The 19,798-nt window shown below is 70.2% G+C and carries 19 protein-coding genes; 14 read left to right on the top strand and 5 right to left on the bottom strand.

Translation table 11 applies throughout. From position 1 onward, the window contains the following. Positions 1-10 precede the first annotated feature (10 nt). The gene (locus ABIA35_RS41755; RefSeq protein WP_370361631.1) at positions 11-961 is read left to right on the top strand and encodes a GNAT family N-acetyltransferase; all 951 of its coding nucleotides are present in this window, start codon (positions 11-13) and stop codon (positions 959-961) included. Positions 962-1,022: 61 nt separating this feature from the next. Here the strand turns inward: ABIA35_RS41755 and murQ are convergent, their stop codons facing one another. Beyond that, positions 1,023-1,946 (bottom strand): N-acetylmuramic acid 6-phosphate etherase, encoded by a 924-nt coding sequence (gene murQ, locus ABIA35_RS41750; RefSeq protein WP_370361630.1) that lies wholly within the window; start codon positions 1,944-1,946, stop codon positions 1,023-1,025. A gap of 306 nt (positions 1,947-2,252) precedes the next feature. Here murQ and ABIA35_RS41745 point away from each other — a divergent pair, with 306 nt between their 5' ends. The 6 genes from ABIA35_RS41745 to ABIA35_RS41720 all read left to right on the top strand — a co-directional run bounded on the left by ABIA35_RS41745 (position 2,253) and on the right by ABIA35_RS41720 (position 9,363). After that, on the top strand, positions 2,253-4,100 hold the full coding sequence (locus ABIA35_RS41745) for an ABC transporter substrate-binding protein (RefSeq protein ID WP_370361629.1): 1,848 nt from the start codon (positions 2,253-2,255) through the stop codon (positions 4,098-4,100). A gap of 69 nt (positions 4,101-4,169) precedes the next feature. Next, positions 4,170-5,162 carry an ABC transporter permease gene (locus ABIA35_RS41740; protein WP_370361628.1) on the top strand — a complete coding sequence of 331 codons (993 nt, stop codon included), beginning with the start codon at positions 4,170-4,172 and terminating at the stop codon, positions 5,160-5,162. Between the two features lies 1 nt (position 5,163). Then, positions 5,164-6,063: an ABC transporter permease gene (locus ABIA35_RS41735; RefSeq protein WP_370361627.1), complete on the top strand. Its 900-nt coding sequence runs from the start codon at positions 5,164-5,166 to the stop codon at positions 6,061-6,063. Continuing rightward, positions 6,060-7,094: an ABC transporter ATP-binding protein gene (locus tag ABIA35_RS41730; RefSeq protein WP_370361626.1), complete on the top strand. Its 1,035-nt coding sequence runs from the start codon at positions 6,060-6,062 to the stop codon at positions 7,092-7,094. The genes ABIA35_RS41735 and ABIA35_RS41730 overlap by 4 nt, the downstream gene beginning before the upstream one ends. After that, the gene (locus ABIA35_RS41725; protein WP_370361625.1) at positions 7,091-8,155 is read left to right on the top strand and encodes an ABC transporter ATP-binding protein; all 1,065 of its coding nucleotides are present in this window, start codon (positions 7,091-7,093) and stop codon (positions 8,153-8,155) included. The genes ABIA35_RS41730 and ABIA35_RS41725 overlap by 4 nt, the downstream gene beginning before the upstream one ends. Beyond that, complete coding sequence (locus ABIA35_RS41720; protein WP_370361624.1) at positions 8,152-9,363, top strand: anhydro-N-acetylmuramic acid kinase; 1,212 nt, start codon at positions 8,152-8,154, stop codon at positions 9,361-9,363. Before ABIA35_RS41725 ends, ABIA35_RS41720 begins: the two co-directional genes overlap by 4 nt. Here the strand turns inward: ABIA35_RS41720 and ABIA35_RS41715 are convergent. Then, positions 9,350-10,303, bottom strand: coding sequence for a hypothetical protein (locus tag ABIA35_RS41715; RefSeq protein ID WP_370361623.1), 954 nt, complete (start codon positions 10,301-10,303; stop codon positions 9,350-9,352). The genes ABIA35_RS41720 and ABIA35_RS41715 overlap by 14 nt on opposite strands. A 149-nt stretch (positions 10,304-10,452) precedes the next feature. On the opposite strand from ABIA35_RS41715, the gene ABIA35_RS41710 reads away from it, so the two are divergent. Continuing rightward, a complete protein-coding gene (locus tag ABIA35_RS41710) occupies positions 10,453-11,298 on the top strand; it encodes a MerR family transcriptional regulator (protein WP_370361622.1) in 846 nt (281 codons plus the stop codon). Between the two features lie 60 nt (positions 11,299-11,358). Here the strand turns inward: ABIA35_RS41710 and ABIA35_RS41705 are convergent, their stop codons facing one another. Next, complete coding sequence (locus ABIA35_RS41705; RefSeq protein ID WP_370361621.1) at positions 11,359-11,775, bottom strand: nuclear transport factor 2 family protein; 417 nt, start codon at positions 11,773-11,775, stop codon at positions 11,359-11,361. A gap of 252 nt (positions 11,776-12,027) precedes the next feature. Here ABIA35_RS41705 and ABIA35_RS41700 point away from each other — a divergent pair, with 252 nt between their 5' ends. From ABIA35_RS41700 to ABIA35_RS41680, 5 genes are all read left to right on the top strand, one after another. Then, positions 12,028-13,257, top strand: coding sequence for an IS110 family transposase (locus ABIA35_RS41700; RefSeq protein ID WP_370361620.1), 1,230 nt, complete (start codon positions 12,028-12,030; stop codon positions 13,255-13,257). Between the two features lie 193 nt (positions 13,258-13,450). Next, entirely contained in the window at positions 13,451-14,170 is a 720-nt protein-coding gene (locus tag ABIA35_RS41695; protein ID WP_370361619.1) for a LuxR C-terminal-related transcriptional regulator, read from the top strand. Between the two features lie 55 nt (positions 14,171-14,225). Continuing rightward, entirely contained in the window at positions 14,226-14,615 is a 390-nt protein-coding gene (locus ABIA35_RS41690) for a hypothetical protein (protein ID WP_370361618.1), read from the top strand. Positions 14,616-14,708: 93 nt separating this feature from the next. Next, positions 14,709-15,653, top strand: coding sequence for an LD-carboxypeptidase (locus ABIA35_RS41685; protein WP_370361617.1), 945 nt, complete (start codon positions 14,709-14,711; stop codon positions 15,651-15,653). Positions 15,654-15,813: 160 nt separating this feature from the next. Continuing rightward, a complete protein-coding gene (locus ABIA35_RS41680) occupies positions 15,814-16,311 on the top strand; it encodes a hypothetical protein (protein ID WP_370361616.1) in 498 nt (165 codons plus the stop codon). On the opposite strand, the gene ABIA35_RS41675 is transcribed toward ABIA35_RS41680, so the two are convergent. Both ABIA35_RS41675 and ABIA35_RS41670 read right to left on the bottom strand, forming a co-directional pair. Further along, the gene (locus ABIA35_RS41675; protein ID WP_370361615.1) at positions 16,308-16,721 is read right to left on the bottom strand and encodes a DUF779 domain-containing protein; all 414 of its coding nucleotides are present in this window, start codon (positions 16,719-16,721) and stop codon (positions 16,308-16,310) included. The genes ABIA35_RS41680 and ABIA35_RS41675 overlap by 4 nt on opposite strands. Further along, positions 16,721-18,244 carry an aldehyde dehydrogenase family protein gene (locus ABIA35_RS41670; protein WP_370361614.1) on the bottom strand — a complete coding sequence of 508 codons (1,524 nt, stop codon included), beginning with the start codon at positions 18,242-18,244 and terminating at the stop codon, positions 16,721-16,723. Before ABIA35_RS41670 ends, ABIA35_RS41675 begins: the two co-directional genes overlap by 1 nt. Before the next feature lie 233 nt (positions 18,245-18,477). Here ABIA35_RS41670 and ABIA35_RS41665 point away from each other — a divergent pair, with 233 nt between their 5' ends. Further along, on the top strand, positions 18,478-19,707 hold the full coding sequence (locus tag ABIA35_RS41665) for an MFS transporter (protein WP_370361613.1): 1,230 nt from the start codon (positions 18,478-18,480) through the stop codon (positions 19,705-19,707). The last annotated feature ends 91 nt before the right edge of the window (positions 19,708-19,798 follow it).

Below are 19,798 nucleotides of genomic sequence, written 5' to 3'. Positions count from 1 at the left end.
GGTGACAGGGATGGACTACACGCTGACCGGAGAGCTGGTCGGGCTGCGGCTGGTGCGCGATGCCGACCTGGAATCGTTCGTGGCCTGGTGGTCGGACCCGCGGACCCTGGTCACCATGGCCGGCGGGAAGCTGGTGGCCAGGCCGGCCGAGCAGGTCGCGGAGACCTTCCGGCTCTGGAGCAGCAACCAGGGCAGCGACGCGGGCCTGGCGGTGGTGGAGCTGGCCACCGGCGAGCTGATCGGCCACATCGCGCTGTACGGGGCCACGGTCAAGGACCGCTGCGCGACGCTGAACGTGATGATCGGCGCGCCCTATCAGGGCCGCGGACTGGGCACCGACGCGGTGCGCACGATCATCGGCTACGGCTTCACCGGCCTGGGGCTGCACCGCATCGAGCTGACCGTGAACGGGGACAACCCGGCGGCGATCGCGGCGTACCGCAAGGCCGGCTTCGTCGAGGAGGGGCGGCTGCGCGAGGCGTTCTTCCAGGGCGGGCGGTGGCAGGACTTCGTGCGGATGGGGGTGCTGGCCCGGGAGTTCCGAGAGGGCGCCGCCCCCATTGCTGTTGCCGACTCCGACTCCGACCCCGACGCCGACGCCGCGATGCGGATCGAGGTGTTCGTGGCGGACCTCGACGTGTTCGTGGATTTCTACACCCGAGTCCTGGGCTTCTCGATCGCCGACGACCGCCGTACGAGCCAGAGCCCTTACGCCGCCGTGGCGCTGGGGACCGTGCGGATCGGCGCGGTGCGGGCCTGGACCGAGGTGGATCGTGCGGCGCGGAGCGTGCCGACCGGCACCGAGATCGTGCTGGAGGTCGCTGATGTCCGGGCGGCGTATCAGCGGGCCGTCGACAGCGGCTGGCCGATCGCCGACGGGCTGACCGAGCGGCCGTGGGGGCTGCTGGATTTCCGCGTGTTCGATCCGGACGGGTACTACGTGCGAGTCACCAGCCGCTGAGCGGCGCACCTCTTGCTCGGCGGCTGGTGACCCGCGTCTGTGAGCGACCTCCGCGCGGGGCTCAGGTCCGCGCGGAGGCCGCCAGCGCCGCCCGCACCTGCCCGCCGGCGGCGGCCAGCGCGCGGCGCGCCTCGGCCGGCGGCACCGCGCCGAGCAGGCAGATCAGCGCCGTCTTCAGCTCGCCGTCACACTCGGCCAGCGCGGTCGCGCACTCCTGCTCGGCAAGGCCCGTGGCCTCGGTCAGGATCGTCAGGACGCGGCCGCGCAGCTTGGTGTTCGTCGGGGCGAGGTCGACCATCAGGTTCGTGTAGGTGTGGCCCAGGGCGATCATCGCGGCGGTGGAGAAGCCGTTGAGGATCAGCTTCTGGGCGGTGGCCGCCTTCAGGCGCGTGGAGCCGGCGATCGCCTCCGGGCCGGTGTCGGGGCCCAGGTGCACGTCCGCCTCGCCGGCCAGGGCCGCGTCGGGGTTGGCCGAGACCAGGGCGGTGAAGGCGCCTGCCTTGCGGGCGGCGCGCAGGGCGCCGGCGACGTAGGGGGCGCGGCCGCTGGCGGTCAGGCCGACCACGACGTCTGCGGCGGTGACCTCCGCGGCATCGGCCGCGCCGCCCTCGGCGGAGTCCTCGGCGCCCTCCACCGGGATGGTGAGGGCCTTGATGCCGCCGGCGATGTGCGCGACGACCACGCCCGGGGGCAGGCCGAAGGTGGGGATCAGTTCGGCGGCGTCCATCACGGCCACGCGGCCCGACGTGCCGGCGCCGAAGTAGTGCACGCGGCCGCCGGCCCGCAGCCGGCGCACGGTCTCCTCCACCACCTCGGCCAGCGCCGGGAGCACCGCGGCGACCGCCGCCGGGACCCGGGCGTCCTCGGCGTTGAGCAGCCTGAGCACCTCGACCGTCGGCACGGCGTCGATGTCCGCGGTCGCCGGGTTGCGCTCCTCGGTCGGCGCGGCCACGCGCTCTGCGGTCGGCGGGGTCAAGGGGCTCATGCGTGGCGTTTCCTCTCGGGGGCGGCCTGCGTGGTCGTCATGGTGCGGCGTGGGGCGGCGTGGTGCGGTGCGGGGCGTGCCGTTGGCAAGTTACGGAATGAACGCGATCCGCGCAACTCATTGACGTAGGTCCTCGCCGCGTCCTACGGTTCCACACACTGCGGCGGCTCGACCGTGCCCGGCTCGGCCGGATCCGCCATGCGGACCACGCACGAACTCTCAAGCGCGCTGCTCGCCAGCGCGCGATGCCAGACAGATACTCACCAACCAGCCCGTCCCACCGAACCGAACGGAGATGTCAGGACCATGTCCCGACCCAAACCACTGGTCGCGGCCATCGCCGTCGCGGCGATAGCGGCCACCGCCCTGTCGGCGTGCTCCAGCTCCTCGGCGAAGAAATCCAACGGTGGCGGCGGTGGTGGCACCGGCGGCGTCTTCACCAGCATCGACGCCAACAACAAGATCACCGCCGGCGCGCCGATGAACCCCTTCAACGCCGCGCCCAACATGTTCCTGGGCTACAACCAGATGGAGCTGGGCTTCACCAAGAACGACCCGTCCGACCCCAACGCCCTGCTCCCGGGCCTGGCCGCGAGCTGGACCTCCTCGGACTCCGGTCTGACCATCCAGCTGCAGCCGAACGCCAAGTGGTCCGACGGCACCCCGGTCACCGTCGCCGACATCAAGACCTCGCTGGCCATCGCCTACACCCAGGGCACGGCCGGCCCCGTGGCCAGCGCCGGCGGCACCGTCGTCGCGGGCAGCAACTTCGAGGTCTCCGACGTCAAGGACCTGGGCGGCGGCAAGATCGAGATCGACCAGCAGCCCGGCGTGAAGAACCTGTACTTCCAGCGCCTGGTGCTCACCTCGACGATCGTGGCCAACTCGGTCTACGGCAGCCAGCTCCCGGCCGACGTCTGGTCCCAGATCGCCGCCGTGCAGGGCTCCGACCAGTCCGCCGCGAGCGCAGCGGCCACCAAGCTGGCCGCCGAGGGCAAGACCATCGCCGCCTTCGCCCCGGCCAAGGACGTCTCGGCCGGCCCGTTCGTGGAGACCCGGGTCAACCCCGGCGAGGCGCTGCTGGACCGCAACCAGTACTTCTACGCCGCGAGCAAGATCTCGCCGAAGCAGGTCATCCTGCGCAGCTACTCCGGCAACCAGCAGATCTGGGGCTACATGAACGGCGGCGAGCTGGACTTCGCCCCGTACACCTCGATGCCCACCAACATCTTGAACCAGGTGCTGTCCGCCGGCTACACCCGCGTCGACGCCCCGAGCTACGTCAGCGCCTCGATCGCGTTCAACGAGAAGCAGGCGCCGTACAACCTGACCCCGGTCCGCCAGGCGCTGGCCTACGTCATCGACCGCGACGCGGTCACCAAGGTCGGCGAGCCGGTCGGCGGCATCGCCGCCCCGACCACCACCGGCCTGGTGGGCTCGCAGTCCGACACGATCCTGTCCTCGGACCAGAAGGCGGCGCTGAACCCCTACAAGCCGGACCCGGCCAAGGCCGCGTCCCTGCTGCAGGGCGCCGGCTTCACCAAGGACTCCTCCGGCAAGTGGCACCTGCCCGGCGGCGCGCCGTGGACGATCACTCTGCAGACCGTGAACGGCTTCTCGGACTGGATCGCGGCCTCCACGATCGTGGCCAACGAGCTGACCGCCTTCGGCATCCCGACCACCGCGGCGATCACCGCCGACTTCGCCACCTACCAGAAGGAGATGGCGGCCGGTAAGTACGCGGTCGGCTGGTGGCTGGTGGCCCTGGGCCCGCAGACCGACAAGGCCTACGCCCGCATCTACGGCTCCGCCGACGGCTACAGCGTCTCAGGAGGCCAGGCCGCGCACAACGACGCGGCGCCCACCAACTGGGAGCACACCCCGGCGTCCTACACGGTCAACGGCCAGAGCATCGACCCCGGCCAGCTCACCGCGCAGCTGTCCACGACGCCGGTGTCCGACCAGCAGCCGATCATCGCCCAGCTCGCCGCGGCCACCAACCAGGAGCTGCCGATGATCCAGATCTGGAACTACACCCACGTGATGTTCAACCTGGACAAGCGGTTCACCAACTTCCCCAAGACCGGGCAGGACGACCTGCTGGCCAACCCGCCCGGCGTGTGGATGATGCAGGGATACGTGCAGGGCAAGTAAGAGCCCTGGGAACAACAGAGAACACAGGGCCAGGACGATGACAGGAAGCTCAAGAGGGAGGGGAGGAAGATGACGGGATTCGCCCGCCGGCTGGCCGGCAAGCTCCTGACCGGACTGGTGATGGTCTGGGTCGTGGTGACGTTCACGTTCTTCCTCGTGCACGCGCTGCCCGGCAAGCCCGGTGATGTGCAGTACGAGCAATACATCATGATGGGAATGAGTTCGGACCAGGCGTCGGCCAAGGTGCAGGCGATCTACGGCTTCACCTCCCACGCCTCGCTGCTCTCGCAGTACGGCGGCTACCTCGCCAAGCTCGCGCACGGCGACCTGGGGCAGTCGATCACCTACTCCGGGGTCCCGGTCAGCCACCTGATCTGGTCGGCGCTGCCGTGGACCGTGATCCCGGTGCTGACCGGGCTGCTGGTCAGCTTCCTGTTCGGGGTGATCGGCGGCATCTTCGCCGCCGTCAAGCGGTCCAGCCGCTGGGGCGGTCTGCTGACCGTCACCGGCTCGCTGGTCGCCGGCATCCCCGCCTTCGTCCTGGCCCTGCTGCTGTTGGTGGTGTTCCACACCGAGTGGAACCTGCTGCCCGATGCCGGAACCAGCGACATCCAATACGACCCGGGCTGGAACCTGCCCTACATCGGCTCGGTGGCCCAGCACGCGGTGCTGCCGGTGTGCGCCTACGCACTGCTCAGCTACGGAGGCTGGCTGCTGGCGATGAAGTCCTCGGTGGTCTCCGTGCTGGGCGACGACTTCATCCTGGCCTCCGAGCTGCGTGGCATCGCCCCGGTCACCCGGGCCCGCTACATCGGCCGCAACGCGATCCTGCCGCTGTTCACGGTGCTGGCGCTGTCCTTCGGAGTCATGTTCGCAGGGTCCTTCTTCATCGAGGACACCTTCGACTACCCCGGGCTCGGCGACCTGCTCCTGAAGAGCATCGGCGGCCGCGACTACCCGGTGATGGCCGGGGCGTTCCTGCTGATCACGGTGTCCATCATCATCGCGAACATCATCGCCGACCTCTGCTACACCCTGATCGACCCGAGAGTGAGGCGCTGACATGGCGACCGTCACCGCGACCCTCGCCGCGTCGGCGCGCAGCCGCCGCCCGGCCTGGGCGGCCTTCCGCAAGGCCGTGACCCGCAAGCCCGGCCGGCTGATCGGCCTGATCATCATCGTGTTCTTCGTCCTGATGGGGATCTGCGGGCCCTGGTTCTACGGCCGGCTGGCCGTCGACCCGAACGCTCTGTACGCCCCGCCCAGCGCCAAGCACTGGCTGGGCACCGACTTCGCCGGCTCGGACGTCCTGCAGGAGGTGGTGACCGGCGCGCGCTACGTGCTGGCGACCGCCGCGCTGTCGGCGTTCTTCACCAGCCTGTTCGGGGTCACGATCGGTCTGATCGCCGGCTACCAGCGCGGCATGACCGACAGTGTCCTGATGCGCCTGACCGACTTCGTCCTGACCATCCCGGGCCTGCCGCTGCTGATCCTGCTGTCCACGGTGTGGAGCTTCGGCAGCCCGTGGGAGATGGGCCTGGTGCTGGGCATCACCGGCTGGGGCGGCGTGGCCCGCGCGGTGCGCGCGCAGGCTCTGTCGCTGCGTGAGCGCGGCTTCCTGGAGGCGGCGCGGGGCCTGGGCCTGTCCCGGCGGCACATCATCGTCAAGGAGATGCTGCCGAACATCGCGCCCTACGCCACCATGCAGCTGATGCTGTCGATGATCGCCTTCGTCGGCGCCGAGGTCGGCCTGTTCTTCCTGGGCCTGGTGCCGTTCTCCAGCACCAACTGGGGCGTCATGCTGAACCAGGCGGTGTTCTCCGGAGGAGCGATGGAAACGTCCTCGGCGCTGATCTACCTGCTGGCGCCGCTGGTCTGCATCCTGGCGCTGACCCTGGGCATCGTGCTCTTCCTGGACGCGATCGACGAACTGTTCAACCCGCGGCTGAGGGAGCGCGCGTGAGCGAGGTACAAGTACGCGGCCTGACGGTCGAGTACCAGACGTCGGCCGGCTGGCTGCCGGCCGTGGCCCAGGCTTCCCTGGAGCTGCGGGCCGGGGAGATCACCGGCCTGGTCGGCGAGTCCGGCTCCGGCAAGTCCACACTGGCGCTGTCGCTGCTGAACGCGGTGCCGGCGCCGGGGCGGATCGCCGCCGGGACCATCGAGGTGGCCGGCGTCGGGGACGTCACGGCGCTGGCCGGCAAGCAGCTGCGCAAGGCGCGCGGCGGGGCCATCGGCTACGTGTTCCAGGCATCGCAGAACTCGTTGAACCCGCTGAAGACCATCGGCAAGCAGCTGCTGGACCTCGGGCGCTCGCACGAGGTCGCCGATCTTCGGGCTCTGATGGCCCGGGCGCTGGACCTGGCCAACCGGATGGGCCTGGACGGCCGGCGGGTGCTGGACTCCTACCAGCACGAGCTCTCCGGCGGCATGCGCCAGCGCATCGGCATCGTCTTCGCCCTGGTGCTCAACGCCAAGGTGCTGATCCTGGACGAGCCGACCACCGCGCTGGACATGCTCTCCCAGGCCTCGGTGCTGGACATCGTGCGCAAGGTGCACGACGAGAACCAGCTGTCCACCCTGATCATCACCCACGACATCGGCGCCATCTCCGAGATCGCCGACCGCCTGGCGGTGATGTACGGCGGCCGGATCGTCGAGGACGGCCCGCTGTTGGACGTGCTGCGCCGGCCTTCGCACCCTTATACCAAGGCTCTGATAGGCGCCACCGCGCGCATCACCGGCGACGTGGAGGCGGCGCGCGCGTTGCCCGGACGTCCGCCGGACCTGACCACCGTGGCCCGCGCCGGCTGCGTCTTCCGCGACCGTTGCCCGTTCGCGGTCGAGGTCTGCGCCGACACCGAGCCTTTGCTGGTCGGCTGGGAGCTCGACGGCCGGCCGCAGTCCGGGCGCCGGCGCGCCTGCCACGTCGACCCGTCCACCGTGCTCTCCGGCAACGCCGGGGCGCCCGCCGCCGTGGGAGAACCGGCATGATCGAGGCCCGCGGCATCACCCGCACCTACCAGACGCACGGCACCTTCACCGGCGCGCGGACCGTGCACGCGCTGCGCGGCGTGGACTTCACGCTGCCCGACGGCGGCGCGGTGTCCTTCATCGGCGAGTCCGGCTGCGGCAAGACCACCCTGGGCAAGATCCTGACCGGGCTGGAGACGTTCGACGGCGGCGAGCTGGTGGTGGACGGCGTCGAGCTGTCCAAGCTCAAGCCGCACCAGCGGGCCAAGTACTTCCGCCGGATCCAGATGATCCATCAGGACCCGTATTCGGCCCTGAATCCAACGCGGACCATCGAGGCGACCCTCGGCGACCCGCTGCGGATGCGGGCCAAGGAGAAGCGCGCCTCCGGGGGGAAGACCGGGGAGAAGGCCGGCGACTGGCGCGAGCGGGCCGCCGAGCTGCTGACCCTGGTCGGCCTGGAGCCGGCCGCGGTGCTGCCGAAGTACCCGCACCAGCTCTCCGGCGGGCAGCGCCAGCGCGTGGTCATCGCCCGCGCGCTGACCGTGGACCCGGAGGTGCTGATCGCCGACGAGGCGGTGTCGATGATCGACGTCTCGATGCGGCTGGGCATCCTGAAGCTGCTGCGCGATCTGCGTACACGGCTGGGCATCTCGCTGGTGTTCATCACGCACGACGTGGCCACCGCGCGCTACGTCGGCGACGGCGGCGAACTGCACGTGATCTACCGCGGCGAGGTCGTCGAGCGCGGGCTCACCGACGACGTGATCCTGACGCCGGTGCACCCCTACACGCAGTGCCTGCTCTCGGCGGTGCCGATCATGCGCGGCTTGGAGGAGCCGGGCCCGGACCGTACGGCGCCGACCATGGCCCTGGACGAGCGGACGGCGACGCCGGGCTGCCTGTTCCAGCCGCGGTGCCCGTTCGCCGGCGATCAGTGTGCTGAGAAGCATCCGGTGCTGGTGCCGTTGGGGGAGCCGAGCGGGATCGCGGCCGGCGACGCCGCCGAACACCAGCACGCCTGCTTCTATCCGGAGTCCCGCCGCGTGGTCGGCGTCGAGGCCGGAGCCGCGAGCGCGTGAGAGTCCTGGGACTGAGCTCGGGCACCTCCCACGACGCGATCGACGTCGCGCTGGTGGACTTCCGGCTCGATGGCGGCGATGGCGGCGATGGCGACGATGGCGATGGCGGCGATGGCGGCGATGGCGGCGTCCTGGTCGGCGAGCTGGTCCACGCCGACCACGTCCCCTACCCGGACGAGCTGCGGGCCCAGATCGTCGCCGCCCTGCCGCCGAACCAGACCGATCTGGGCGCGGTGTGCCGCCTGGACACCGGTATCGGCCAGGCGTTCGCGGCGGCGGCCTGGCAGGCCGTCCAGGCCGCGGGCCCGGCCGACCTGGTCTGCTCGCACGGCCAGACGCTGTACCACTGGACCGAGGACGGCCGGGTCCTGGGCACCCTCCAACTCGGCCAGCCGGCCTGGATCACCGAGCGCCTCGGCGTCCCGGTGGTCTCCGACGTCCGCGCCGCCGACGTGGCGGCCGGCGGCCAGGGCGCCCCGCTGGTCTCGCTGCTGGACCTGTTGCTCCTGCGCGGCCTGCCCGGCCCGGTCGGGGCCCTGAATCTCGGCGGCATCGCGAACCTGACCGTCGTCGCCGACCCTCCGGTGGCCTTCGACATCGGCCCGGCCAACGCGCTCCTGGACGCCGCCTGCCGCCAGCTCACCGGCAGACCCTACGACCGCGACGGCCGCCTGGCCGCCGCCGGCCTGGTCCACCCGGGCCTGCTCGCGGCGCTGATGGCAGAGCCCTACTACGCCCGGCGGCCTCCGAAGACCACCGGCAAGGAACTCTTCCACGACGCCTACCTGGCCGCCCACATCGACGACTTCCCGGACCTCACCCCCGAGGACCTGATGTCGACCCTGGCCACGCTCACAGCGATGACGGTGGTCGACGCCGTCCGCTCCCACGGCATCGCCACCCTGGCCGTCTCCGGCGGCGGCGCGGAGAACCCGGAACTGATGAAGCGCATCGCGAAGCGCCTGCCGGACGTGGAGATGCTGCGCTCGGACGCGTACAAGGTGCCGTCGGACGCCAAGGAGGCGATCGCGTTCGCGCTGATCGGCTGGTTCACGGCCCACGGCCTGCCCGGCACGGTCGCGGCGTGCACGGGAGCGGCGGGGGAGCGCGTGCTGGGGCGGATCAGCCCGCCGGCGCGCGGGACGCTGGTGCTGCCGGAGGTGGTGGAGAAGGGGCCTCGGTCGGTGCGGTTCTTCATGTCCGGCTGAGGATCTCCGCGGAGTCCGCCGGGCGCAGGCTGCCCAGGATGTGGAGGAGGACAGATGTCGCAGGGCAGTCGTCCTCGTAGATCTGGATTGTCCGGGCATCGCTGAGCTCGATCACGTCGCATCCCCGGTCGGGGGTCTGGCGGGACCAGGTCCCCGGTGCGATCTGGCGGCAGTCGGCCGGCGGTGCGACGGTACGGCCGTCGGGTATGGCCATGGGGAGGGCGCATGGGGACGTCGTGGCCGGGCCCACCGTGAGCACTCCATTGCTGCCACAGTCGCCGGGGCAGGGAAAGCCCGTCTCGAGGTCGTACTGGAGCCGGATGTCGTCGCTGACACGCAGGTACTTCTCCGGGAGGTAGCCGGGCCAGGAGACGGTCAGCGCGGAGGAGCGCGGAATCGACCGCCGATTCAGAGCCGTCGCGGACGCCGAGGAGATGACGGCGTCGTGGACGGGAAGCCATAGTGCCGCCGACACGGCCAGGGCCGCCACTGCCGTCCGGCGCACGGTGCGAGGGGCGACGGCCGGAGCGGCGCCGACAGCGACGGCCACGGCGACGAACCAGACGGTGCCGGCCAGCAGCGCCGGGCCGATCGCCAGCCGGAATGTCAGCCCCAGGCGGATCTCGTCGGGGCCGAACCACGGCAGCCAGCCGACCACGCAGACGGCGGCGGCTGTTCGCCATGCCGCCGCCGACCCGGCCCCGAGCCGTGTCCAGGCCGAAGCCTGGACGACGATGACGATGCCGCCGAGCAGCGCCACACAACCGAGCGCGATCATGATCGCGAACAGCGCGAACGGGCCGGCGCCGTCGGGAACGAGCAACACGAGAAGCATCTTGTCCAGGAACCAGCAGACGATCCCGCCGATCACACCGACGAGACTGGTCTCGACCAGCCAGCGGCCGAATCGGGGCGCCGGAACCGCCTGGACATCGGCCATCGGATGGTCCTTTCGTCATCAGTTCGCATCGACGGTAGACGGTGGCGACGGCGCCGGCATCGATCGCGAGGATGAGTCCGCCGAGGGTGAAGCCGTCGTCCGAGGACGGGCTTGACTCTCGGGTGGCACGAGACGGCACAGTCTGAGCTGTGGATAGGAGCAACCTGCTGCCGATCGGGCAGTTCTCGCAGGCCAGCGGCCTCTCGGTGACTGCGCTTCGGCACTACGACGCCAGCGGCGTGCTGGTGCCGACGTTCGTCGATCCGGTGAGCGGCTACCGGTACTTCCGGCGTGACCAGCTGCGTACGGCGCAATCGATCAGGGCGCTGCGGCAGCTGGACATCCCTGTCGAAGAGGTGCGCCGGTTGCTCGGCGGCGGCAAGGAGGAGCTGGTCTCCGCCGTGCAGGCGCATCTGCGGGCGGCCGAGCGACGGCTGGAGGTGCAACGTTCCATAGTCCACAGCCTGCTGAACCGACTGACCGAAGGAGCAGAGATGACCCACCGTGTCACCGTGCGCCAGGGTTCCGCCGAACGAATCCTCGTCCGCGGGGCGACCGTGGACAACTCCGGGCTCGACGGCTTCCTCCGTGGCGCCTACCAGGAGATGTACGAGGCCGCAGGCAACGGCCCGCTTACCTTCACCGGACCTGCTTTCGTCCGCTTCCACGGAGTGTGCGACGACGAGAACGAGACGCTCGTCGAGGCGTGCCTGCCGTTCTGGGAGAACGGCGCGCAGCCCACGGACCTGCCCGAGGGCATGACCGTGCGCGAGCTGCCCCAGAGTACCCTCGCTTGCACCGAGGTCGAGGGGACGGCCGCCATGTTCCCGCAAATACTCGGCGCGTACGACGCCGTCGCAGAGTGGATCACCGAGCACGGCTTTGCTTTCGCGGGCCCGGTCCGGATGATCTACCGCCAGTGGACCGGGACACCGGACGACCCGAACAACCGCCTGGAGATCGCCTGGCCGATCGACGAACCTGCCGACGACTAGGCCGTTTCCTTCGCATCAGCTACAAGCGGCGATGTGTCTGCCAAGTCGTGGGCCCTAGAGCTATCGCCCCACGACGAACACCGGCTCGACGTTCAGCTCGCTGATCCGCCAGCCCTCGGGCGTGCGGACGGCCTTGATGCGGGCCAGTCCGTAGCGGCGCTCGGTCGGTACGAGGCTGTCGGCGTGGCCGGACAGGGCGGTGATGTAGGCGCGGATTGTCGCGGTGTCGTCGTCGGTATGGATCAGCACGCTGCTGAGCCGGTGGAGCAGGCGGGTGTGGTCCTTGTTGCCGGCCTCGATCTGGGCGATCAGGACGTCGCGGCCGGTGCCGGTTCCGTTGCGGGTCGAGCCGGCGGCGTCCTGCGTCAGAACGGAGTTCAGGTCGGCGAAGCGGTGCTCGTCCAGGGCTCGGCCCAGGTGCAGCAGCAGGTCGTTGAGCTCGGCCCGGTCGGACAGGGTTCGCAGGTCGTAGTTCATGAGGTTTCCTAATCATTCGTAGGAGTAGGCCATCCGGCAGACTCCTGGTTGGTAGCCGCTGACAGGTGAGCACTTGGTTTTCCAGAACCTCGAGTTCTGACGAAAGAACGTGCCCCTGCCAGTCGGCCGGGAGAGTTGATCGCTGATGGGATGTCGTGCCTGCTGAAGTTCGGCGTGAGCACTGCTTGATTAGGTCGCTGATGGTTCTCCCGCAGGCTGCTGGACATCGACGAATGAGATGGAGGGGGAACGGTGCGGCTGTTCATCGGCGACGACTGGGCCGAGGACCACCACGACGTGGAGATCCAAGACGCTTCGGGCAAGCGGCTGGCCAAGGCTCGGCTGCCCGAGGGCGTGACCGGGATGGCCAAGCTCCACCGGCTGGTCGCCGAGCAGCTCGGCGAGGCGTCCCAGGACGACGACAACGAGGTGGTGGTCGGTATCGAGACCGACCGGGGCCCGTGGGTGCTGGCGCTGCTGGCCGCCGGCTACACGGTGCTGGCGGTGAACCCGCTGGTCGCGGCACGCTACCGGGAACGCCGGGCAGTGTCCGGGGCCAAGAGCGACGCCGCGGACGCACACATGCTGGCCGACATGGTCCGCACCGACGGCCACCAGCTGCGCCCCGTGGCCGGGGACTCGAGCCTGGCCGAGGCGATCAAGGTGATGACCAGAGCGCACAAGACCCTGATCTGGGAGCGCACCAGGCACACCCAGCGGCTGCGGCATGCGCTGCGCGACTACTTCCCGGCAGCCTTGAACGCCTTCGAGGACCTGGACGCCCCGGACACGCTGGAGCTGCTGGCCAAGGCCCCGGATCCGGAATCGGCCGCGCGGTTGTCCCGGTCGCAGATCGCCGCCGCGCTGAAGCGGGCCCGGCGTCGCGACGTGGCGGCCAAGGCCGAGCGGATCCAGGCCGCGCTGCGCACCCCGCAGCTCGGGCAGCCGGCGGCGGTCACCGCGGCCTACGCTGCCAGTGTGCGTGCCCTGACCGCCGTGCTCGCCGTGCTCGACGCGCAGGTCGCCGCCTTGCAGCAGGAGGTCGAGGCACATTTTGGGCAGCACCCGGCCGCTAGGATCATCCTCTCCCAGCCCGGACTGGGGACGATCACCGGCGCTCGGGTGCTCGCAGAGTTCGGGGATGCCCCCGACCGCTACACCGATGCCAAAGCCCGCCGCAACTACGCCGCGACCAGCCCGATCACCCGCGCCTCGGGCAAGAAACGCGTGGTCGCCGCCCGCTACGTGCACAACGACCGGCTCATCGACGCCCTGATGTTCCAGGCGTCCAAGGCCATCGTCGTCTCGCCCGGCGCCCGCGCCTACTACGACAAGCAGCGCGAGCGCGGCATCGGCTACAACGCCGCCCTGCGCCAGGTCGCCAACCGACTCGTCGGCATCCTGCACGGCTGCCTGAAACACGGCACCCTCTACGACGAGCACACCGCCTGGACAAACCAGGCCAAACAAACTACTGCTTGACACATTCATTTCAGGGATGTCTTTCGGGGCTGGTGGATGAAAGGAACCATGCGGGCCGTGGCGGGAGGCGCGCAGCACTGCTGCGGCGTTCTTGCGCAAAGTCGCAACGGTGTCCGCCTCGCGTTGCCGCTGCTCGGTTTTCCGGGGCAGGATGCGGATTCACGGAGCGGGAGGACGTCAGGGGGTGTCGGCGATGTCTGAGGCGGCGTGGCTGAGGTCGCTGCGGGTCGGGCGCGGGGTGTGCTCGCTGTTCGGGGCCGATGCCGTGGTGGCCCGGTTCACCGAGATCGTCTCCGTCGAGCGCAGCGAGCGGCTGGTCATGGTTCCCGCGTCGTCCCAGCGCTCGGTGCTCGGTACGCTCCCGATGCCGCCGGATGTGAGGACGCGCTGGCTGGGGGCGGCCCCGTCGGCCCATGACGCGCGCCTGATCGCCACCGGCGCCGAGCATCGGATCCTGCCGGCCCTGCCGGCCAAGCTGGTCATCATTGACCGGGCGGTGGTCATGACGCCCATCGACCCCGAGGATCCGCTGAAGGGGGTCTGGCAGATCACCGCCAAGCCGCTGGTGCGCGCCCTGGTCGAGATGTACCTGCGGTTGTGGGCCCAGGCGGCCGTGCCGGTGCGGTGGCCGGCGGGGCTGTCGGCCAGGGAGCGTGCCGTGGTGACGCTGCTCGCCGAGGGCTGCACCGACCACATGGTGGCCGAGCAGCTGGGGCTGAGCCGGCGCACCATCACCTATACGGTCGCGGACCTGATGGAGAAGTACGGGGCGCGCAGCCGGTTCCATCTGGCGTTGCTGCTGGCCGGCGTCGGCGCCGGCGCTGGGGCTGACGCAGGCGCAGGCGCAGGCGCAGGCGCTGGTGCCGACGCAGGCGCAGGCATCTACGGCGGGAGTACGAGGGATCTCCCCTAAGGCACCGGCTCTCCGATGTCTTGATCGTGGAGCCGGTGTGTCTACCGTTGATGGTGTGAGTGCTGATACTCGCCTGATCGGCATCGTCATCGGCCTCGCCGTCGCCGCTGTTCTGGCGGTCGCGCGGGCAGTCCGCCGTAAGCGCACCATCGACCACGGCGAGGAGGCACGTGCCACGGTTCTGCACGCGGAACACGTCGTGCCGAGGGGGAGGAGCCTGACTCAGCCGTACTTTCGGATCCGGGTGGCGATCCCACGGGGGGACGGTACTGAGATCGTCGCCGTCGCCAGGGCCGCGCACTGGGCGATCAACAAGATGCCCAAGCCCGGATGGACCGTGCCCGTCCTCTACCGGGAACGACTGCTGGGCAGGACGGCGGTGGAGATCATGGGGCCGCCCAGCCGGGCCACGAAGGGTGCTCCACCCGCTGAGCCACCTGTCTGACCCACCTGTCTGACCCATCCGTCTGACCACCAGCCTGTTCCACCCGCCGGCCGACTCTCGATCATCCCCGCCCCCGCATGAGAGAGTCGCCTCATGCGCCCTCTCCTGACACCCCCGGCCCTGAAGCCCGGCGACCGCGTCGCCGTCGTCGCGCTGAGCGGGCCGCCCGGGCGCCAGGAGCTTGATCTGGGCCTGGCGGCGCTGCGGAGCGTCGGGCTCCTGCCGGAGGTGTTCCCGTCGGCGCGGGCGGTGGGGCCGTACCCGTATCTGGCGGCTGACGACAAGGTGCGGGCCGAGGATCTGGCGCGGGCGCTGGGGCAGCCCGGGTACGCGGCGGTGATCTGCGCGCGTGGCGGGTACGGCGTGCAGCGGGCGCTGGAGGTGCTCGACTGGGACGCGGTCGGGACGCCGGAGCCGCGCGTGGTGGTCGGTTTCTCCGACGTCACGGCCCTGATCGAGGCGGTGCGCAGCCGGCTGGGATGGGCCTCGGTGTACGGGCCGATGGTCTCCAGTGTGATGTTCCGCTCGGGCGTGCCGTCGTTCGAAGGGCTGGCGCGGCTGTTGCTGACGCCGCAGCGCTGCACCGAGCTCGTCTTCCAGGACACGCGCGTCCTGGTGCCCGGCGTCGCCGAGGGCGTCACGGTCGGCGGCACCGCGAGCCTGCTCGCCACCTCGCTGGCCACGCCCTTCTCGGTGCCGGCGCGCGACGGCATCCTGTTCCTGGAGGACGTCGGCGAGCTGCCCTATCGCCTCGACAGGGTCCTGACCCAGCTGCGGCGCACCGGCTATCTGGACGGCGTGCGCGGCATCCTGTGCGGCACCTGGGACGAGTGCGGCCCGCTGGCCGACGTCGAGGAGCTGCTCGCCGACCGGCTCGGCGACCTCGGCGTGCCGGTGCTGCTCGGCGCCGACATCGGCCACGGCGTGTTCATGCAGTCGCTGCCGCTGGGAGTGCGAGCCCGGCTGGACACCGCGGCGGCGACGCTGACGTTCCTGGACCCGCCGCTGACGCCGGCGGCGCCTGTGTCAGCGGGCTGAGAGCGCGAGGCTGAGAGCACAGGCCCGAGAGCACAAGCCTGAGAGCACATCCGGCGCAGGACCGGTCCTCTGTCCGCGGTGTTTGCTGAGCGTGCGTGCGGCAATCCCACGGAGTGTGGTGCGCGACATCCTGATAACGGGGGCGGTGATGCTCCTTTCCATGGCGATCCTGATGACCGCCATGCGCCTGTGGACCGCCAAGATCGTCGGTGAGGGCTGGCTGCCCTGGCGTGAATGGTGGTCCAGGCATCCGACCCTCGCCCTGGTGCTCGTGACGCCCTACGGCTGGATCGCGGCGCTCCCGATCGCGGCGTTCATCGTCGCCCCGGCGTTCGTGTTGCCCATCCATCCGCGGCTCTGCCCCGTCGACAAGTACGCCTCGCCAGAGGCCTTCGACCAGTACGACAAGTGCCACAGCATCCTGGGAACCTGGACGGTGGGGATGTACTACGCCCGGATCGGCCTGCCACTCATCGGCCTGTGCCTGCTCGTGCTGTTTATTAGGGACCTGCGCCGCCGTGTCCGGCTCGGCGAGCCCGGAGCGGACATGCTGAAGGACTGGGTGGGCATCGTCGCGGGCATCCTTGCCATCCTGAGCTGGTTCGGGCTGCACGGCGTCCACGACGTCGCCCACCTGTTCGCCTCCGATCCGCACTAGCCTCCGGCCGACCGAGCGTTCAGCACCGCGTCCTCCCGATCCGTCAGCAGCCGCGACCGGATCAGGAACCTGACCCCCTCCGGCGCCTCCAGCGAGAACCCGGCTCCGCGCCCCGGCACCACGTCCACCGTCAGGTGCGTGTGCCGCCAGCGCTCGAACTGCTCGCGGCCCATCCAGAACGTCACCGGCTCCGCGATGCCCTCGACCTCGAGTCGTTCCAGCAGGACGTCCGAGGACCCGGTGCGGAACTCGCCGGCCAGGTAGCACATCGGCGAGCTGCCGTCGCAGCAGCCGCCCGACTGGTGGAACATCAGCGGTCCGTGGGTGTCGTAGAGCTTGCGCATGAGCGCCGCCGCGGTCTCGGTGACCGCGACCCGCGACGGCGCCGTGCCATCGGCCGGCTCGGGCATCAGAAGAAGCCCATCGCCTTCGGCGAGTAGCTGACCAGCAAGTTCTTGGTCTGCTGGTAGTGCTCCAGCATCATCTTGTGGTTCTCGCGCCCGATCCCGGAGTTCTTGTAGCCGCCGAAGGCCGCGTGGGCCGGGTACAGGTGGTAGCAGTTGGTCCACACCCGGCCGGCCTGGATCGCGCGGCCGGCGCGGTAGGCGGTGGTGCCGTCCCGGGTCCACACCGCGGCGCCGAGGCCGTAGAGGGTGTCGTTGGCGATGCGGATCGCGTCGTCGTAGTCGTCGAAGCTGGTCACCGAGACCACCGGGCCGAAGATCTCCTCCTGGAAGATGCGCATCGCGTTGTCGCCTTCGAACACGGTGGGCTGCACGTAGTACCCGCCGGACAGCTCGCCGCCCAGGTCCACGCGCTCGCCGCCGATCAGGACCTTCGCGCCCTCGCTCTGGCCGATCTCCAGGTAGGACAGGATCTTCTCCAGCTGGTCGTTGGAGGCCTGCGCGCCGACCATGGTCTCCGAATCCAGCGGGTTGCCCTGCTTCATGCGCTCGGTGCGGGCCAGCGCGTCGGCCAGGAAGTCGCCGTAGTGGCCGCGCTGGATCAGGGCCCTGCTGGGGCAGGTGCAGACCTCGCCCTGGTTCAGGGCGAACATCGCGAAGCCCTCCTGCGCCTTGTCGTAGAAGTCGTCGCGGGCGCGGGAGACGTCGTCGAAGAAGATGTTCGGGCTCTTGCCGCCCAGCTCCAGGGTGACCGGCTTGATGTGCTCCGAGGCGTACTGCATGATCAGGCGCCCGGTGGTGGTCTCGCCGGTGAAGGCCACCTTGGCCACCCGGCCGCTGGAGGCCAGCGGCTTGCCGGCCTCCACGCCGAAGCCGTTGACGATGTTCACCACGCCCGGCGGCAGCAGGTCCGCGATCAGGCTCATCAGGTAGTGCACCGACACCGGGGTCTGCTCGGCCGGCTTGAGCACCACGGCGTTGCCCGCCGCCAGCGCCGGGGCCAGCTTCCAGATCGCCATCAGGATCGGGAAGTTCCACGGGATGATCTGCGCGACCACGCCCAGCGGCTCGTGGAAGTGGTAGGCGACGGTGTCCTCGTCGATCTCCGACAGCGCGCCCTCCTGGGCCCGGATCGCCCCGGCGAAGTAGCGCAGGTGGTCGATGGCCAGCGGGATGTCGGCGGCCAGCGTCTCGCGGATCGGCTTGCCGTTCTCGAACGACTCGGCGACCGCCAGCCGGTCCACGTTCATCGCCATCCGGTCGGCGATCCGGTTGAGGATCTCGGCCCGCTCCGTGGGCGAGGTGCGCCCCCAGGCCGGCGCGGCGGCGTGCGCGGCGTCCAGGGCCCGCTCGACGTCCGCGGCGGTGCCCCGGGCCACCTCGCAGAACGGCTGCCCGGTGATCGGCGTCGGGTTCTCGAAGTACAGCCCGCCGGCCGGAGCCACGGGCTCGCCGCCGATCCAGTGCTCGTACCGGGGCTGGTAGCTCATCAGAGCGTCGGGCTGACCCGGCGCGACGAAGACCGTCATGGCAGACCTCCCTGTTCGCCGGCGACTCAGAGGACTGCCGCCGGTGGCCGGCGCGGCGGCATGCGCGTGACGCTAATCCGCGGGGCCCGCCAGTTCACCCCGGTGTACGTGGATCTGCGTATTAAGGTTTAGAAGCGGCACGGTGCCAGCCGGGCGAAATTCGGATGCGTCCTCCGGAACGGCGCTGTTAGCCTCGGCGCGCCTCGTGCCGTCCGCCTGTTGGGGTCGCGATAATGAATCCGCTTCGGGAGAAACCGTTCCGGCGTTTCTTCATCGGTCAGTCGATCTCGGTGACCGGCGGCGCCGCGACCCAGATCGCGCTGTTCTTCGCGGTCCTGCAGATCACCGGCAGTCCCCGGGACCTGAGTTACGTCATCAGCGCCCAGATGATCCCGACGATCGCGCTGGTGCTGCTCGGCGGCGGGATCGGCGACCGGATCGGGCAGGCGCTGCTGCTGCGGGTCACGCACTTCGGGCTCGGGGTGACGCAGGGCGCGATGGCGTTCTGCCTGTTCACCAAGCAGCCGGTCGCGTATCTGATCGGGCTGGCGTTCGTCACCGGGGTGCTGTCGGCGTTCGTGGGCCCGTCGCTGAGCGGGATCGTGCCGCGGACGGTGCGACCCGCCGGGCTGCGGCAGGCGAACTCGTTGCTGGCCACCGTGAACAACGCGGCCAAGGTGCTGGGGCCGACCGTCGGCGGCGTGCTGGTCAGCACGATCGGCGGCGGCTGGGCCGTGACCGCGGACTCGGCGTCGTTCTTCGCCGCGGCCGTGGTGTTCTGCTTCATCCCGGTCTCGGCCCGGCCGGTCATGACCGACCGGAAGCTGTTCGCCGAACTGCGGGTCGGCTGGTCGTACTTCCGCTCCTCGTCCTGGATCTGGTCGATGACGGCGGCCGCCGCGGTGTCCGGCTTCCTGCAGATGGGTGCGGGGATGGTGCTCGGCCTGGTGCTGGCCAAACAGACGTTCGGCGCCGAGGGCTGGGGTGTGATCATCAGCTGCCGGGCGATCGGGCAGCTGATCATGAGCGTGCTGATGATCCGGGTCCGCGTGCGGCGGCCCCTGCTGGTCGGCCAGCTGGCCATCACCTTGCAGGCGGTGCCGTATCTGCTGCTCGGCCTGAACGGGGCAGTGGCGGCGATCGCGGCGGCCTCGTTCGTCGCCGGCTTCGGGATCACGTTCGCGGCCGTGTCCTGGGACACCGCGCTGCACACCTACGTGCCGAACGAGATGATGTCGCGCGTCGTGTCCTACGACCAGTTCGGCCGGTCCCTGGCGGTCCCGGCCGGCCAGCTGACGATCATCCCGCTGGCCGACGCCTTCGGCGCGCGCCACGTCATGGTCACGGCCGGGGTGCTGTTCGCGGCCGCGATGGTCGCGCCGCTGATGCTGTCCTCGGTGCGCCGGGTCGGGATCCAGGACCTCGACGAGGCCCTCGATCCCGCGGTCGTCCCGGCGGTCTAGATGATTGAGTCCGATCGTTGGGCTGGTCAGTGGTCGTAAGCGATTAGTGATCGCTTGCTGGGTGCGCCGGTCTTGGTGTTGTGCCAGATCG

The organism is Catenulispora sp. MAP12-49, assembly GCF_041262705.1.
Taxonomy (GTDB): domain Bacteria; phylum Actinomycetota; class Actinomycetes; order Streptomycetales; family Catenulisporaceae; genus Catenulispora.
Note: the sequence above shows the minus strand (reverse complement) of the source record. Positions and strands in the feature narration are given on the sequence as shown.